Origin of the sequence: Xylophilus sp. ASV27, assembly GCF_016428875.1 — a bacterium.
In the GTDB taxonomy this organism is placed as follows: Bacteria; Pseudomonadota; Gammaproteobacteria; order Burkholderiales; family Burkholderiaceae_C; genus Xylophilus.
Window position 1 is genome coordinate 19,087 of record NZ_JAELTO010000001.1, and the last position, 13,253, is coordinate 32,339.

At 69.6% G+C, this 13,253-nt stretch carries 15 protein-coding genes, 1 pseudogene and 1 riboswitch; of the genes and pseudogenes, 8 read left to right on the top strand and 8 right to left on the bottom strand.

The annotated features are described in order from the left end of the window. Positions 1-21: 21 nt before the first annotated feature. From JHD63_RS00085 to JHD63_RS00105, 5 genes and pseudogenes are all read left to right on the top strand, one after another. Positions 22-819, top strand: a complete 798-nt coding sequence (locus JHD63_RS00085) for an FAD binding domain-containing protein (RefSeq protein ID WP_198968619.1) — start codon at positions 22-24, stop codon at positions 817-819. After that, positions 809-1,738 carry an AAA family ATPase gene (locus JHD63_RS00090; RefSeq protein WP_370590350.1) on the top strand — a complete coding sequence of 310 codons (930 nt, stop codon included), beginning with the start codon at positions 809-811 and terminating at the stop codon, positions 1,736-1,738. Before JHD63_RS00085 ends, JHD63_RS00090 begins: the two co-directional genes overlap by 11 nt. Before the next feature lie 7 nt (positions 1,739-1,745). Further along, positions 1,746-2,933 (top strand): vWA domain-containing protein, encoded by a 1,188-nt coding sequence (locus JHD63_RS00095; RefSeq protein WP_198968621.1) that lies wholly within the window; start codon positions 1,746-1,748, stop codon positions 2,931-2,933. A gap of 21 nt (positions 2,934-2,954) precedes the next feature. Beyond that, a pseudogene (locus JHD63_RS00100) lies at positions 2,955-3,395 on the top strand (CoxG family protein); the annotation flags it as partial. 43 nt (positions 3,396-3,438) lie between these two features. Then, positions 3,439-4,434 carry an XdhC family protein gene (locus JHD63_RS00105; RefSeq protein WP_198968712.1) on the top strand — a complete coding sequence of 332 codons (996 nt, stop codon included), beginning with the start codon at positions 3,439-3,441 and terminating at the stop codon, positions 4,432-4,434. A gap of 111 nt (positions 4,435-4,545) precedes the next feature. Here JHD63_RS00105 and JHD63_RS00110 read toward each other — a convergent pair whose 3' ends face one another. Together JHD63_RS00110 and JHD63_RS00115 are read right to left on the bottom strand one after the other, a co-directional pair. After that, complete coding sequence (locus JHD63_RS00110; protein WP_198968623.1) at positions 4,546-5,400, bottom strand: hypothetical protein; 855 nt, start codon at positions 5,398-5,400, stop codon at positions 4,546-4,548. Positions 5,401-5,883: 483 nt separating this feature from the next. After that, positions 5,884-6,411: a 6,7-dimethyl-8-ribityllumazine synthase gene (locus tag JHD63_RS00115; protein ID WP_198968624.1), complete on the bottom strand. Its 528-nt coding sequence runs from the start codon at positions 6,409-6,411 to the stop codon at positions 5,884-5,886. A gap of 124 nt (positions 6,412-6,535) precedes the next feature. Continuing rightward, positions 6,536-6,694, bottom strand: a riboswitch (FMN riboswitch). Between the two features lie 62 nt (positions 6,695-6,756). Between JHD63_RS00115 and JHD63_RS00120 the strand changes: the two genes are divergently transcribed. Then, positions 6,757-7,221: an EVE domain-containing protein gene (locus tag JHD63_RS00120; RefSeq protein WP_198968625.1), complete on the top strand. Its 465-nt coding sequence runs from the start codon at positions 6,757-6,759 to the stop codon at positions 7,219-7,221. 25 nt (positions 7,222-7,246) lie between these two features. Continuing rightward, entirely contained in the window at positions 7,247-8,956 is a 1,710-nt protein-coding gene (locus tag JHD63_RS00125) for a thiamine pyrophosphate-binding protein (protein ID WP_198968626.1), read from the top strand. A 79-nt stretch (positions 8,957-9,035) separates the two neighbouring features. Here the strand turns inward: JHD63_RS00125 and JHD63_RS00130 are convergent, their stop codons facing one another. The 6 genes from JHD63_RS00130 to JHD63_RS00150 are packed head-to-tail and all read right to left on the bottom strand — an operon-like array spanning position 9,036 to position 12,063. Then, the gene (locus tag JHD63_RS00130; RefSeq protein WP_198968627.1) at positions 9,036-9,356 is read right to left on the bottom strand and encodes a non-heme iron oxygenase ferredoxin subunit; all 321 of its coding nucleotides are present in this window, start codon (positions 9,354-9,356) and stop codon (positions 9,036-9,038) included. 18 nt (positions 9,357-9,374) lie between these two features. Beyond that, positions 9,375-9,659 (bottom strand): Bug family tripartite tricarboxylate transporter substrate binding protein, encoded by a 285-nt coding sequence (locus tag JHD63_RS23830; RefSeq protein WP_370590356.1) that lies wholly within the window; start codon positions 9,657-9,659, stop codon positions 9,375-9,377. After that, positions 9,562-9,945 carry a Bug family tripartite tricarboxylate transporter substrate binding protein gene (locus JHD63_RS00135; RefSeq protein ID WP_233167440.1) on the bottom strand — a complete coding sequence of 128 codons (384 nt, stop codon included), beginning with the start codon at positions 9,943-9,945 and terminating at the stop codon, positions 9,562-9,564. Before JHD63_RS00135 ends, JHD63_RS23830 begins: the two co-directional genes overlap by 98 nt. Beyond that, a complete protein-coding gene (locus JHD63_RS00140; RefSeq protein ID WP_198968628.1) occupies positions 9,945-10,310 on the bottom strand; it encodes a chorismate mutase in 366 nt (121 codons plus the stop codon). Before JHD63_RS00140 ends, JHD63_RS00135 begins: the two co-directional genes overlap by 1 nt. Before the next feature lie 14 nt (positions 10,311-10,324). Then, on the bottom strand, positions 10,325-10,807 hold the full coding sequence (locus tag JHD63_RS00145; RefSeq protein ID WP_198968629.1) for an aromatic-ring-hydroxylating dioxygenase subunit beta: 483 nt from the start codon (positions 10,805-10,807) through the stop codon (positions 10,325-10,327). Continuing rightward, positions 10,804-12,063 (bottom strand): aromatic ring-hydroxylating dioxygenase subunit alpha, encoded by a 1,260-nt coding sequence (locus tag JHD63_RS00150; RefSeq protein ID WP_198968630.1) that lies wholly within the window; start codon positions 12,061-12,063, stop codon positions 10,804-10,806. Before JHD63_RS00150 ends, JHD63_RS00145 begins: the two co-directional genes overlap by 4 nt. A 110-nt stretch (positions 12,064-12,173) precedes the next feature. Between JHD63_RS00150 and JHD63_RS00155 the strand changes: the two genes are divergently transcribed. Then, the gene (locus JHD63_RS00155) at positions 12,174-13,082 is read left to right on the top strand and encodes a LysR family transcriptional regulator (RefSeq protein WP_198968631.1); all 909 of its coding nucleotides are present in this window, start codon (positions 12,174-12,176) and stop codon (positions 13,080-13,082) included. Positions 13,083-13,253: the final 171 nt, after the last annotated feature.

Consider the following 13,253-nt stretch of genomic DNA (forward strand, 5'->3'; position numbering starts at 1 on the left):
ATCGGCGCAGAAAGGATTGCCATGTACCCCTTCACCCTGGAACGACCCAACTCCCTGGCCGAGGCGCGGCAGCGCGCCGCATCCGGCGCCCAGCCGCTCGCCGGCGGCCAGACCCTGCTGGCCTCGATGAAGCTGCGCTTGTCCGCGCCCGAGCAGTTGCTGGACCTGGGCGGCATTGCCGAACTCGCAGGCATCCGGCGCGAAGGCGACGCCTTCGTCATCGGCGCCATGACGCGCCATGCCGACGTGGCGGCCGACGCTGCTCTGCAACGCGACTTCCCGGCCCTGGCCGGCCTGGCCGGCAGCATTGGCGACCGGCAGGTGCGCGCCATGGGCACGCTGGGCGGCTCGGTCGCCAACAACGACCCGGCCGCCTGCTATCCCAGCGCGGTGCTGGGCAGCGGCGCCACCGTTGTCACCACGCAGCGCGAGATCGCGGCGGACGACTTCTTCACCGACCTGTTCTCCACCGCGCTGGAGCCGGGCGAACTGATCACCGCCATCCGCTTCCCGGTGCCGCAGCGCGCCGCCTACGAAAAGCTGCGCCAGCCGGCCTCGCACTTCCCGCTGGCGGGCGTGTTCGTGGCCCAGTACCCGGGCGGCGTGCGCGTGGCGATCACCGGCGCCGGCAACGGCGTGTTCCGCCACGCGGGGCTGGAGGCGGCGCTGTCCAGCCGCTTCGCCCCGGAATCGGTGGAGGGCGTCGCGGTCGATTACAGCGGCTTCGGTTCCGACCTGCATGCCTCGGCCGAATACCGCGCGCACCTGGTCGGCGTGCTGGCGCGGCGCGCCGTGGCACGGGCGCTGGATGCCGGCTGAGCCGGCCGGCGCGGGCGCCATGCCCTTTGCCGACATCGGTGCGCTCGTGGCCGCGCTGCAGGCCGAGGGCTACTTTGCCGAGCGGGGCCTGGCCACGGCGGTTTACCTGGCGCTGCGGCTGCAGCGCCCGCTGCTTTTGGAGGGCGACCCGGGCGTCGGCAAGACCGCCCTGGCCCAGGCGCTGGCCCGCGCGCTGCGGCGCCGGCTGCTGCGCCTGCAGTGCTACGACGGCCTGGAGCAGCGCGAGGCGCTGTACGAGTGGAACTACGCCGCGCAACTGCTGCACATGCGCGCGGCCGAGCACGCCGGCACGGCCGGCGCCGAGGCGCTGGAGCGCGAGGTCTACCAGCCGCGCTACCTGGTGCGGCGCCCGCTGCTGCAGGCGCTGGAGGCGCCCGCGCCCGGTGCCGTGCTGCTGATCGACGAGGTCGACCGCGCCGACGAGCCCTTCGAGGCCTTCCTGCTCGAATACCTGGGCGAATACCAGGTCAGCATCCCCGAGCTGGGCACCGTCCGCGCCCAGGCCGCGCCGGTTACCCTGCTCACCAGCAACCGCACCCGCGAACTGCACGACGCGGTGCGCCGCCGCTGCCTCTACCACTGGCTGGACTACCCGGACCGTGAGCGCGAACTGGCCATACTGCACGTCCGCGTGCCCGAGGCCGGCACGGCGCTGGCCGCCCAGGTGGCGGACTTCGTCGCGCGGCTGCGCAGCGCGCCCTTTGCCGGCGGCTTCCAGCGCGTGCCGGGCATTGCCGAGAGTGTGGAATGGGCGCGCGCGCTGGTGGCGCTGGACGCCCTGGCGCTCGACCCGGAGGTGGTCGGCCACACCGCCGGCGTGCTGTTCAAGCACCGCGAGGACGTGGCTGCGCTGACGCAGGACCTGGCCGCCCGGTTGTTGCAGCCCGAACCGAGCTGAGGCCACCATGCAACTCGGCGACGCGCGCAGCGGCAAGCTGGCGGACAACATCGCAGGCTTTGGCCGCACCCTGCGCCGCGCCGGCGTCCCCACCGACAGCGCCCGCGTGGCGCTGGCCTGCGAGGCGGCGCTGGTGGTGGGCGTGGCCGACCGCAGCGACCTGCGCGCGGCGCTGGAGGCGGTGCTGGTGCAGCGCGCACAAGACATAGCGGTGTTCCGCGAGCTGTTCGACGCCTACTTCCGCGACCCGGAGATCGCGCACAAGCTGCTCGCCCAGATGCTGCCGCGCGCCGAGGGCCGCGCCGATCCGCCCAAGCGGCGCCCGCGCGTGCGAGAGGCCCTGGCCGCGCCCACCGGCACCCCGCGCGCGGCCCCGGACGAGCGCATCGACCTGGACGCCGCCATGAGCGCCAGCCGCCTGCGGCAGCTGCGCCATGCCGACTTCGCCGGCCTGGGCGCGGCCGAATACCGGCTGGTGCAGCGGCTGGCGCGCGACATTCCCTTGCCGCTGCCGCAGGTGGCCGGCCGCCGTACCCAAGCCGGCCCGCGCGGCGCCCGGCCCGACTGGCCGGCCGCTCTGCGCCAGGCCGTGCGCAGCGGCGGCGAACTGATGCAACTGCCGCGGCGCGCGCGCCGTCCCCAGCCGCCGCCGCTATTGCTGCTGGTCGATGTGTCGGGCTCGATGGAGCGCTATGCGCGGCTGTTGCTGGCTTTTCTGCATGCGGCCACGCGTGGGCTGCGCGCCGGCGGTGCGGGCCGCTGCGACGTGTTCGCCTTTGGCACCGGGCTGACCGACCTCACGCCCGCATTTCGCCTGGCCGATACCGACGCCATGCTGGCCGCGGCGGGCGAGCGCATCGACGACTACGCCGGCGGCACGCGCCTGGGCGAGGCCCTGTCCGCGCTGGGCCGGCAGCATGCGCGGCGCCTGGTGGGCCGCCGCACGCTGGTGCTGCTGGTCACCGACGGACTGGACACCGGCGAGCCGGCAGAGCTGGACGCCGCGCTGGCCCGGCTGCGCAGGCACACCGGCCCGTTGCTGTGGCTGAATCCGCTGCTGCGCTTTGACGGCTATGCGCCGCTCGCGCGCGGCGCCGCCGTGCTGCACCGCCATGCCGACGGCATGCTGGCGGTGCACAACCTCGCGCGCCTGGACGCGCTGGCCGCCGGCATCGCCGCTGTGCTGAGAACCTGAAGACATCCGAAGGAGACCCCCATGGACATGCACGGCAGCCGCCGCCTCGCCGCCACCCGGCAACAGGCCTGGGAGGCGCTCAACGACCCCGACATCCTCCAGGCCTGCATCCCCGGCTGCGACAAGGTCGAGGCCACGGGCCCGGGCGAGTACGCGATGGGCATGGCGCTCAAGATCGGCCCGGTGTCGGCGCGGTTCGCCGGCCGCATCACCCTCACCGACGTGGCGGCGCCCGAGCGCTACACGCTCAACTTCGAAGGGCAGGGCGGCGTCGCCGGCTTCGGCAAGGGCAGCGCCCAGGTATCCCTCACGCCCGAGGACGAGGGCTGCACCCTGGCCTACGTGGTCAACGCCCAGGTCGGCGGCAAGGTGGCGCAACTGGGTCAGCGGCTGGTGGACGGCGCCTCGCGCTCCCTGGCCGAGAAGTTCTTCGAGCGTTTCGATGCGGCTTTGCAGGAGCGGCTGCAGGCGTGAGCCGCAGGCTGCAGAATGTCCCGTGGCTACTATGGAAAACCTCGACCTGAGCGTTCTGCGGACCCTGCGCGACTGGCGCGTGACGGGCCGGCGCGCGCTGCTGGCCACCGTGGTGCGCACCTGGGGCTCCTCGCCGCGCCCGGTCGGCTCCACGCTGGCGCTGCGCGACGATGGCGCGGTGATGGGATCGGTGTCGGGTGGTTGCATAGAGGACGATCTGATCGAGCGCTATGCGAGGCAGGGCGGCATGGCCGGCGGCAAGCCCGTCTTCGTGCGTTACGGCATCACCGCCGACGAGGCCCACCGCTTCGGCCTGCCCTGCGGCGGCACGCTGGAACTGCTGCTGGAATTCGACCCCGACGCCGCCGCGCTGTCGCAATTGGTGGCGCGGCTGGAGGCCGGCCGGCTGGTGCGCCGGCGCGTGGCCCTGGCCGACGGCCTGGTCACCCTGGAAGACGCCATCGAGCCTTCCGAACTGGCGCTGGCGCCAGACAGCCTTGCCAACACCTTCGGGCCCGAGTACCGCATGCTCATCATCGGCGCCGGCCAGATGGCCGAATACCTGGCCACCATGGCGCTTTTCAGCGGATTTGCCGTGACCGTGTGCGACCCGCGCGAGGAGTACCGCGGCAGTTGGTCGGTCGCCGGCGCGGCGATCACCTCCGACATGCCCGACGACACCGTGCGCGCCTTCCGCCCCGACCGCCGCAGTTGCGTGGTGGCGCTCACGCACGACCCCAAGCTCGACGACCTGGCCCTGCTCGAAGCCCTGCACACAGAGGCCTTCTACGTCGGCGGCATAGGCTCGCGCCGCAACAACGCGGCGCGCCGCCAGCGCATGATCGAGCACTTCGACGAAACCGAGGCCTCGCTCGCCCGGCTGCGCGGCCCGATCGGCATCTACATCGGCAGCAAGACCCCGCCCGAGATCGCAGTGAGCGTCATGGCCGAGATCCTGGCCGTGAAAAACGGCGTGGCGCTGCCGCGCGATGTGGACGTGGCGGTGGCGAAGGCGGGGCAGGCCTAGGGTTTTGCGGTCACCTTGGATCCTGGCGGCCAGCGCTTCGCACAGTGGATGTTCAATGATCCCCCGCAGCCTGCCTGAGGGGGCGGGAGAGAACCGGCCCGCCTGCCTTGATCAGCCAAGGCGACGACGGCGTGCCATAAAACTGCCTACAACACCCAAAACGGCGGCAAGGCTCAGCAGACCAAGGGTGCCCGTCGTTGGTACAGCGGTTGGTGCGGGGCTATTCAACACACGCAGATAAGCCAGGCCGTGCCAGAAGCTTGTTCCACCTGCCACGTTTGCCGGGAATCCTTTGCCGGTCAAGACTAACTGACTGCCCGTATAAGTACAGGGCACAGCCGCATATTGGTTATAACGATTGACTGGCAAACCGGGACCACCAAGATACTGCAGCACGGCCAGACCCGATCCGTTGTCAGGTGTGAAAGAGAATATTGGGTTACCAAGTGTACCATCCGTGGCTCCTGCAGGAAATACGTATGCGGGGTTGCTGATATCGCATTGAGTACCTACAGGCAAGCCTATCGCTTCTCTCTGAGTGCCATTAGAATCAAGCCACGCATCGATTCCGCTAATGGCAAATGCGAGATTCACTGTTGCGGGGGCCCCATTTCTCGTGAACTTCCATCTTTGCACGCCTGCGTAAACATGATAACTCGTGGTGGCGGGTACGGCGCCTGGAGTGGCTGGATCCGCAGGGTCGGCAGTAACCGCCCAATCCAGATTCAGTTCGGGAATCGAACCCGAGGTGCCAGGAAAAGTTCCCTGGTCGTTACCAGCGGCCCCCGTGCCGGTGACGATGGAGTAAGGGGGTTGAGCCGCGTGCGCAGACCCAAGGCCGAGGCCAAACAAAGCAGACACAGCGGCTGCAGCCACCACGGCGCGGGAACTCCTCATTGCAAACTCCTTCAAGGTAATGAACACCGCTCGTAAAAATTGGAACGATCTTTCGGCGAATTCGAGCATGGCCTATGGTTTGGATGCTTTGCTTTTTTGTCGTCTTATTTGCTTATGGAGGCGGCCGAGAGATTTTCAAAAGATATTCTCAAAAAAACAACGAATGGCGGAGCGGGAGGCCTGGAGCGCCCAGGCTGCCGGCGTTCAGGCGTACCGCGAAGGGCCCACGGGCATGGCCCCGTCCGCCAGGACATGCGTCTTCTTGAAGCCCTTGACCAGTTTGCTGGGACCACGTCGTTGGCCCGCCCCGGCGTGAGAGCCCGCCGCAAGGGTCTGCCTGGGCCATTGCTGACCATGAGGATCTTCGTGCCCAGGCCTCCGTGGGGACGCCCCGGAGCCGTACTTGTTCACTTGCGGCCGGAGCAGTGTGTGCGTCCCGGCACGACCTGGTGCGCCCGCTGGGTGCCGGGGGCGAATCCGTTCCGCTGCTGAAGGCTGCGCGCCTCATGGCGACGCTTCCGAAGCGCGGGCTTCAGATTGCGCGCTTCGATGTCAAGCTGATCCGCAACGGGCAAGGACGGACCTGATCCCGCCCAGGCTCCCGAGCGTCCGCAGGCAGGCCTGGGCGACCTCCCGGCCCTTGACCGTGAAGTGCGCAAGAAAGAAGTCGCGGTGCTCGGCGTGCTCGTGGAAGTGGTGTGGCGTGAGCACGGCGGAGAACACCGGCACGCCGCTGTCGAGTTGCACCCGCATCAGGCCGTCGATCACGGCCGCGGCGACGAAGTCGTGGCGGTAGATGCCGCCGTCGACCACCAGAGCGCAGGCCACGATGGCGTCGAAGCGGCCGCTGCGGGCCAGGGCCTGCGCATGCAGGGGGATCTCGAAGGCGCCGGGCACGTCGAACACCTGGATGGCGGAGGCCGGTATGCCACGGCTGGCGGTTTCCGCCATGAAGGCCTGGCGGGCGCGGCCGACGATGTCGGCGTGCCATCCGGCCTGCACGTAGGCGATGCGCGGCGGCTGGTCTGCGGCGGGGGAGGGGGCGAGGTTGCTGGCGACGGGAGTGTCGGACTGACTCATGGATGTTCCCGGAAGATCGGATATGTCGGGTGGACCAGAAAGTCAGGGCGCACGCGAGCCGCCACGGCCGGCGCAGCGGCAGCCCCGGTTGCACGGGGAGCGCTTGCTGGCGGCCATGGGCGGCGCGCGTTCTCTTTCATCCGGACTGTGACCGTCGGCCCCGGGATCGCACCGGGTCTGCTGACCCGGCCACCCTGGCGGGCGGCCGGCGCTCGCGGGCTTGTGCGGGACTTGGCCCGCCATCACCGCCGGTAGGGAATTCCACCCTGCCCTGAGAACGCTTGTGCCCCGGCTGGATGCCGGGGCGGGTCCATTGTAGGTCTTGCCCTGCCGGACAATGCGCCCATGGCAACGCAATACTGGCTGATGAAGTCCGAGCCGGCCGAGTGCTCGATCGACGACGCGCTGGCCGCGCCCGGGCGCACCGTGCCGTGGACCGGCGTGCGCAACTACCAGGCGCGCAACTTCATGCGCGACGGCATGCAGGTCGGCGACGGCGTGCTGTTCTACCACTCGAGCTGCGCCGAGCCGGGCATTGCCGGGCTGGCGCGCGTGGCCTCGGCCTGCAGGACCGATCCGACCCAGTTCGACCCCGCGTCGCCGTATTTCGACGCGGCCTCCCGGCCCGATGCGCCGCGCTGGCTGCTGGTGGATGTGCAGGCGCTGCGCAAGACGCGCCTGCTGCCGCTGCCCGAGTTGCGCGCGCAGCCGGCGCTGGCCGACATGCCCTTGCTGCGCAAGGGCAACCGCCTGTCGATCACCCCGGTGACCGAGGCGCAGTGGCAGGCGATCCAGGCGCTGCTCGCGTGACACCACCCCCATTGAAAGAGAACCCATGACCCGCCAACTCGCAGGCCACCTGATCGTCGAATGCCTCGCCGCGCAAGGCACCACCCACGTCTTCGGCGTGCCCGGCGAAAGCTATCTGGCCGTGCTCGACGGCTTCCACGCCTACCAGGACTGCATCCGCTTCGTCACCTGCCGGCAGGAGGGCGGCGCGGCCTTCATGGCCGAGGCCCACGGCAAGCTCACCAACCGCCCCGGCGTGTGCTTCGTCACGCGCGGGCCGGGGGCGACCAATGCCTCGATCGGCGTGCATTCGGCGTTCCAGGATTCGACGCCGATGGTGCTGTTCATCGGCGACGTGGGCAGTGACTTCCGCGACCGCGAGGCCTTCCAGGAGGTGGACTTCCAGAGCTTCTTCGGCCCCAGCACCAAGGGCATGGCCAAGCGGGTCGAGCGCATCGACGACGCCGCGCGCATCCCCGAGTACATAGCGCGCGCCTTCGCCACCGCCATGGCGGGCCGGCCCGGGCCGGTGGTGCTGGTGCTGCCCGAAGACATGCTGCGCCAGACGGTCGACGCACGGCCGCTGCCGCGCGTGGAGCCGGTGCCGGTGGGGGCCGATGCCGGCGCCGTCGCCCGCCTGCGCGGGCTGCTGCTGCAGGCGCAGCGGCCCTTCGTCATCGCCGGCGGCCCGGGCTGGACGCCGGCCGCCGCGCAGGACCTGCAGCGCTTTGCCGAGGCCTGGCAACTGCCGGTGGGCAACGCCTTCCGCTTCCAGGACACGTTCGACAACCACCACCCGCTGTACGCGGGCGACGTGGGCATTGGCATCAACCCGGCGCTGGCGCAGCGCGTGCGCGATGCCGACCTGATCCTGGCGCTGGGCCCGCGCCTGGGCGAGATGACCACCAGCGGCTACACCCTGCTGGCCGCGCCGCGCCCGGCGCAGACGCTGGTGCATGCGCACGCCGGCGCCGATGAGCTGAACCGCGTCTACCAAGCCGACCTGGCGATCAACGCCAGCCCGGTGCCGCTGGCCGCCGCGCTCGCCGCGCTGGAGGCGCCCCCGGCTGTCCCTTGGGCCGAATGGACGCGCGCTGCCGCCGCCGACTACCTGGCCAACCTGCAGCCGCAGGCGCTGCCGGGCGACATCGACATGCCGGCCATCGTCGCCACGCTGCAGAAGCACCTGCCGGCCGATGCGGTGCTGAGCAATGGCGCCGGCAACTTCGCCAGTTGGCTGCACCGCTTCTTCCGCTACCACGGCATCGCCAAGGGCCACAAGACGCAACTGGCGCCCACCTCGGGCGCCATGGGCTACGGCGTGCCGGCCGGCATCGGCGCCAGCATTGCCACCGGCCGCACCGTCTTCACCATTGCCGGCGACGGCGACTTCCTCATGAACGGGCAGGAGCTGGCCACCGCCGTGCAGCACGGCGGCAGGAGCATCGTGCTGCTGCTGGACAACGGCATGTTCGGCACCATCCGCATGCACCAGGAGCGCGAGTACCCAACCCACGTCGGCGGCAACAGCGGGACGCGCCTGCACAACCCCGACTTCTGCCTGCTGGCCCAGGCCTACGGCTACGCGGCCGAGAAGGTGCTGCGCACCGAGGCGTTCGAGCCCGCGCTGCTGCGCGCGCTGGCGCGCGACGGCGGCACGCTGATCCTGGTGCCGCTGGACCCGGAGGTGATCACCACGCGCGGCACGCTGAGCGCGATCACGCAGAAGGCGCTGGACGCGGCCGCGAACCGGTAGTTGCTATTATTTTTGTAGCTAATGGCCCAGATGATTCATGGGCTGCAGGCATTTTTCATGCAAATTGTGCCGCGCCGCATCATTCCAGCGCCACATACACCCGCCCCGACTCGATCTTCACCGGATAGGTTCGCAGGCCCTGCGTGAGCGGCGCGCACAGCGCCTTGCCGCTGCGGATGTCGAAGCGGCCCTGGTGCAGCGGGCATTCGATCTCGTGGCCTTCCAGGAAGCCGTCGCACAGGCGGCCGGGGCCGTGGGTGCAGGCGTTGGCGGTGGCCCAGACCTCGTCGCCCAGGCGGTAGAAGGCGACCTCGTGGCCGCCCTCGAAGTCCAGCGCCATCACCTCGCCGGGAAACAGTTCGTCCAGCGCGGCGGCGTCGGTCCAGGTCATGGTGCCCATCTGCGTATCCTTGTTCGCTCAGTTGTCGGGTTTCAGGCCGGCGCGCTCGATCACCGGCTTCCAGCGGCGCAGTTCCTCCGCCATGAACTTCTGCAGCGCCTCGGGCGTGCTGCCCACCGGGTCGAAGTACGCGGTCTGCAGGCGCTTCTGCGTCTCGGGCTCCCTCAGCACCGCGGCGATCTCGCGGCTCATGCGCTGCACCACCTCATCCGGCGTGCCCTTGGGCGCCATGTAGGCAAACCGGGGCTCGGCCTGGATGTCGGGCAGGCCTGATTCGCGCAGCGTTAGGCAGGATGGTGTTATGGACCAGTGGCGCGTTCACCGACAGAAGAAAGGTGTAGCCGTCGGGCGGCGCCTTGGCGGCCTGGTCGGTGCCGGTGTTGCCGCCCGCGCCGGGCCGGTTGTCGACGATCAGCGGCTGGCCGAGGCGCGCGGCCAGCCTGTCGTTGACGATGCGCGCGAGGATGTCGGGCGAGGCGCCGGCGGCAAACGGCACCACGATGCGGATCGGGCGCTGCGGCCAGTCCTGCGCCTGGGCGGCCGCCGCCATGGCCAGCGCCGTGAGGGCGATGGCAAGCCGGGCGGACATCATGCCGCCTCCACCGCGACCATGCCCAGGTGGTCCTGCTGCTCGCACGCGATGAAGCCGGCGATCAGCGCGCGGTAGGCGGCCTCCACCACCTCCGGATAGGCGCCCATCTGCTCGGCCAGCGCCCTGACCTTGTCGATCACCTCCTGCTGGCGCTGCGGTGCCGAGATCTGGAAGGCGTCGCGCTTGAAGCGCGCGGCGTCCTTCACGTAGCGGCCGCGCTCGGCCAGCAGCGCGACGATCTGGCGGTCGAGCCGGTCGATGTTCCCGCGCACCTCGGCGAGGCTGGCGCACAGCGGCACATAGCCCGGGTCGGTGAAGCGGCGCAGCGGCGCGCCGTGGGGCTCGGGTTCCTTTTCCTGCATGCGTGTCTCCAGTGTCAGATCGGGTAGATGATGGAATTGGGGATCATCTCGCTGTCGAACACGCACAGGCGCGAGGCGAACTTCAATCCCTCGGGCGTGGGCACCACGGTGTCGATGTAGCGGCCGACGTTGAACACGGTGGAGGGCTGGTCGAGCTTGGTGCGGAACACCGCGTAGTTCGCCTCGCTGTGGATGGCGCCATCCGCATCGACCGCGTGCACCAGCGGCAGGCCGAGCACGTGGCGCTGGTAGTACGGGTCGTGGAACAGCGTCTCCTGAATGCCGTAGACCCGGTCTTCGAGCATGCCCCGGCTCTCGAACGAGAGCGTGGCCAGCGGCAGGCCGCGCTCGTGGTTCTCGCGCGGCTGCAGGCGGTAGCTGCACTGCTCGGTGAAGAAGCCGGGCCACAGGTCCCACTGGCCGGAATCGACGGCGTGCGCGTAGGCGGCGTAGAGGCGCGAGAGTTCGAGGTAGGTGTCGGCGTCGAGCTTCATCATGCCTCCATCACCGCGCGCCAGTAGCGGTACATGCCGCGAATCAGTGTCTCGGTCACCATGTGGTCGGCGTCGCCGACCTCGCGCCCGCCCAGCTCGGCCAGCGCGCGGTGGCCGGGCCGGCTCTCGAAGCTCTGCTGCGAGAACTCGATCACCTCGCCGTCGTCGGCCGAGACGAAGCCCGCGGGCCCGAACAGATTGGCCTGGCGCAGGCGGCGCTGGGTCATGTCCTCGGTGTCGTCCTCGAAGCCGAAGTGCGTCCAGACAAAGTCGAAGGCGCCATGGCCCACCGGCTGGATGTGGCGGGTCGAGACGCTGTTGACTTGCTGCTGCAAAACCACGCTCGGGAACAGCGTCATCATCACGGCCGTCGGGCCGCCCCACCAAGGCTCAGGCACGATGTCCAGAAAGCGCGGGTCTTTCAGCTGCAGGCTCTCCTTGAAGCTCGACACCTGCGTCACCTGCGCGGCCCGGCCGGCGCTGCCGCGCGTGGAAATCATGGCCGCGTGGCGGCCGTGCGCGTCCATCTTCAGCTCGGACTTGTTGTCGGCGCGCCAGAGCCCGAAGGTGACGAACCAGGTGTGCAGCAGGCCCGGGTGATACGGGTCCTTGATGTTCTCCTGCATCAGCTTCCAGTTGCCCGGAATGCGCTGGCGGTTGTAGCCCAGGATCTTCAGCCGCCGGCCGTTGAAAAGCCGGTCGAAGTAGCCCAGGATCACCGGGCCCATGAAGTCCTCCAGCGGCTCCACGTCGTGGTCGAAAGACGCAAACACCACGCCACCGCGCACAGCCACCTTGAGCTTGTTCAGGCCATGCTCGGCGATATTGAAGTCTGCCGGCATGCCGCCGTTGACCTTGCCGTCTTGCTTCACGCCACGACGAAAAGGCACGCCTTGCAGGTCGCCCTCCAGCGTGTAGCTCCACTGGTGGTAGGGGCAGACGAACTGCGCAGCGTTGCCATGCCGCGCGCGGCAGAAGCGCATGCCGCGGTGGGCGCAGACGTTCTCCACCACGTGCACCGCGCCATCGGCGGCGCGCGTCATGATCACCGAGCGCTCGCCGATCACGCTGCGCTTGAAGTCGCCCGGCTGCGGGATCTCGGCCTCCAGGCCCACGTAGCACCAGTGCGCGCGGTAGAAGAAGCGCTCCAGCTCGCGCTGGTGCTGCTCCTGGCCGGTGTAGGCCATGAAGGGGATGCGGCTGGTGCGCCCGTCTTCCCAGCGCAGGGCCGGGGGGAACACGGTGCTCGGCTCGGTCATGGGGCGCCCTTGTCTCTCGTGGTAGGCCGTCCGATGATGCGGAGCCGCGCCGCATTGGCCAATAGGATTCCGTGAATTGTCGCTATCACCTTCGTGAATAAAGGCACGGCATGGAACTCAAGGACATCGACCTCAACCTGCTGCTGGTGTTCGAGCGCATGCTGGTGGAAAAGCGCGTGTCGGCGGTGGCCGAATCGCTCGGCCTGTCGCAGCCGGCCATCAGCAATGCGCTGGCGCGGCTGCGCCGGTTGTTGGGCGACGAGCTGTTCCTGCGCACCGCGCGCGGCATGGAGCCCACCGCCTTCGCGCTGCAACTGGCCGAGCCGGTGGCCTGCGCCATGGGCACGCTGCACAGCGCGCTGAACCAGCAGTCGGTCTTCGAGCCCGCCACCAGCACGCGCGGCTTCACCGTGGCCATGACCGACATCGGCGAGATCTACTTCACGCCGCTGCTGATGGAGGCCCTGTCACGCGCCGCGCCGGGCGTGACCATCAGCACCGTGCGCAACACGGCGGTCAACCTGCGCGACGAGATGGAAGCGGCGCGGGTGGACCTGGCCATCGGCCTCCTGCCGCAGCTCAAGGCCGGCATGTTCCAGCGCCGCCTGTTCCGCCAGCGCTACGTCTGCCTGTTCGGCCAGGGGCATCCGCTGGCCGCGCGCAAGAAGATCACGCAGAAGGACTTCAGCGCCGCCGAGCACCTGCTGGTCAAGGCCGCCGGCACCGGCCACGGCCAGGCCGACGAGCTGATGGCCGCCCAGGGCATCGTGCGGCGCGTGCGGCTCACCGTGCCGCATTACGTGGCCATCGGCCACATCCTGCGCTCGACGCACATGGTGGCCACCGTGCCCGAGCGGCTGGCGCAGAGCCTGGCCGAGCCCTTCGGCCTGGTGTGGCGGCCGCACCCGGTGCCGCTGCCGCAGATCGGCATCAACGTGTTCTGGCATGCGCGCTTCCACCGCGACCCGGGCAACCAGTGGCTGCGGGGGCTGCTGGTGGAGCGGTTTTCGGAGGGATGACCACCCCAGGCTTCGCGCTCCGCGTCTTCGCCAACCCCCTTCGAGAGGGTACCGCCGGCGGCCTGGCAAAGCCAGTTCCGAGGCGGTTCACTTCGGCAGTTCCATGTTGCCGCAGACGGCATCAACTCATGGTGCGACCGAGCCCGCATTACGGCGTGGAAAAACTTGACT

What these genes read in the sequence shown, in the direction of transcription:
- JHD63_RS00120 (WP_198968625.1), top strand. Translation starts at nt 6,757, where the DNA reads ATGGCAACGCAATACTGGCTGATGAAGTCCGAGCCGGCCGAGTGCTCG.
- JHD63_RS00115 (WP_198968624.1), bottom strand. Translation starts at nt 6,411, where the DNA reads ATGAGTCAGTCCGACACTCCCGTCGCCAGCAACCTCGCCCCCTCCCCC.
- JHD63_RS00140 (WP_198968628.1), bottom strand. Translation starts at nt 10,310, where the DNA reads ATGCAGGAAAAGGAACCCGAGCCCCACGGCGCGCCGCTGCGCCGCTTC.
- JHD63_RS00155 (WP_198968631.1), top strand. Translation starts at nt 12,174, where the DNA reads ATGGAACTCAAGGACATCGACCTCAACCTGCTGCTGGTGTTCGAGCGC.
- JHD63_RS00090 (WP_370590350.1), top strand. Translation starts at nt 809, where the DNA reads ATGCCGGCTGAGCCGGCCGGCGCGGGCGCCATGCCCTTTGCCGACATC.
- JHD63_RS00145 (WP_198968629.1), bottom strand. Translation starts at nt 10,807, where the DNA reads ATGATGAAGCTCGACGCCGACACCTACCTCGAACTCTCGCGCCTCTAC.
- JHD63_RS00105 (WP_198968712.1), top strand. Translation starts at nt 3,439, where the DNA reads ATGGAAAACCTCGACCTGAGCGTTCTGCGGACCCTGCGCGACTGGCGC.
- JHD63_RS00130 (WP_198968627.1), bottom strand. Translation starts at nt 9,356, where the DNA reads ATGGGCACCATGACCTGGACCGACGCCGCCGCGCTGGACGAACTGTTT.
- JHD63_RS00125 (WP_198968626.1), top strand. Translation starts at nt 7,247, where the DNA reads ATGACCCGCCAACTCGCAGGCCACCTGATCGTCGAATGCCTCGCCGCG.
- JHD63_RS00135 (WP_233167440.1), bottom strand. Translation starts at nt 9,945, where the DNA reads ATGTCCGCCCGGCTTGCCATCGCCCTCACGGCGCTGGCCATGGCGGCG.
- JHD63_RS00095 (WP_198968621.1), top strand. Translation starts at nt 1,746, where the DNA reads ATGCAACTCGGCGACGCGCGCAGCGGCAAGCTGGCGGACAACATCGCA.
- JHD63_RS00085 (WP_198968619.1), top strand. Translation starts at nt 22, where the DNA reads ATGTACCCCTTCACCCTGGAACGACCCAACTCCCTGGCCGAGGCGCGG.
- JHD63_RS00110 (WP_198968623.1), bottom strand. Translation starts at nt 5,400, where the DNA reads ATGCTCGAATTCGCCGAAAGATCGTTCCAATTTTTACGAGCGGTGTTC.
- JHD63_RS00150 (WP_198968630.1), bottom strand. Translation starts at nt 12,063, where the DNA reads ATGACCGAGCCGAGCACCGTGTTCCCCCCGGCCCTGCGCTGGGAAGAC.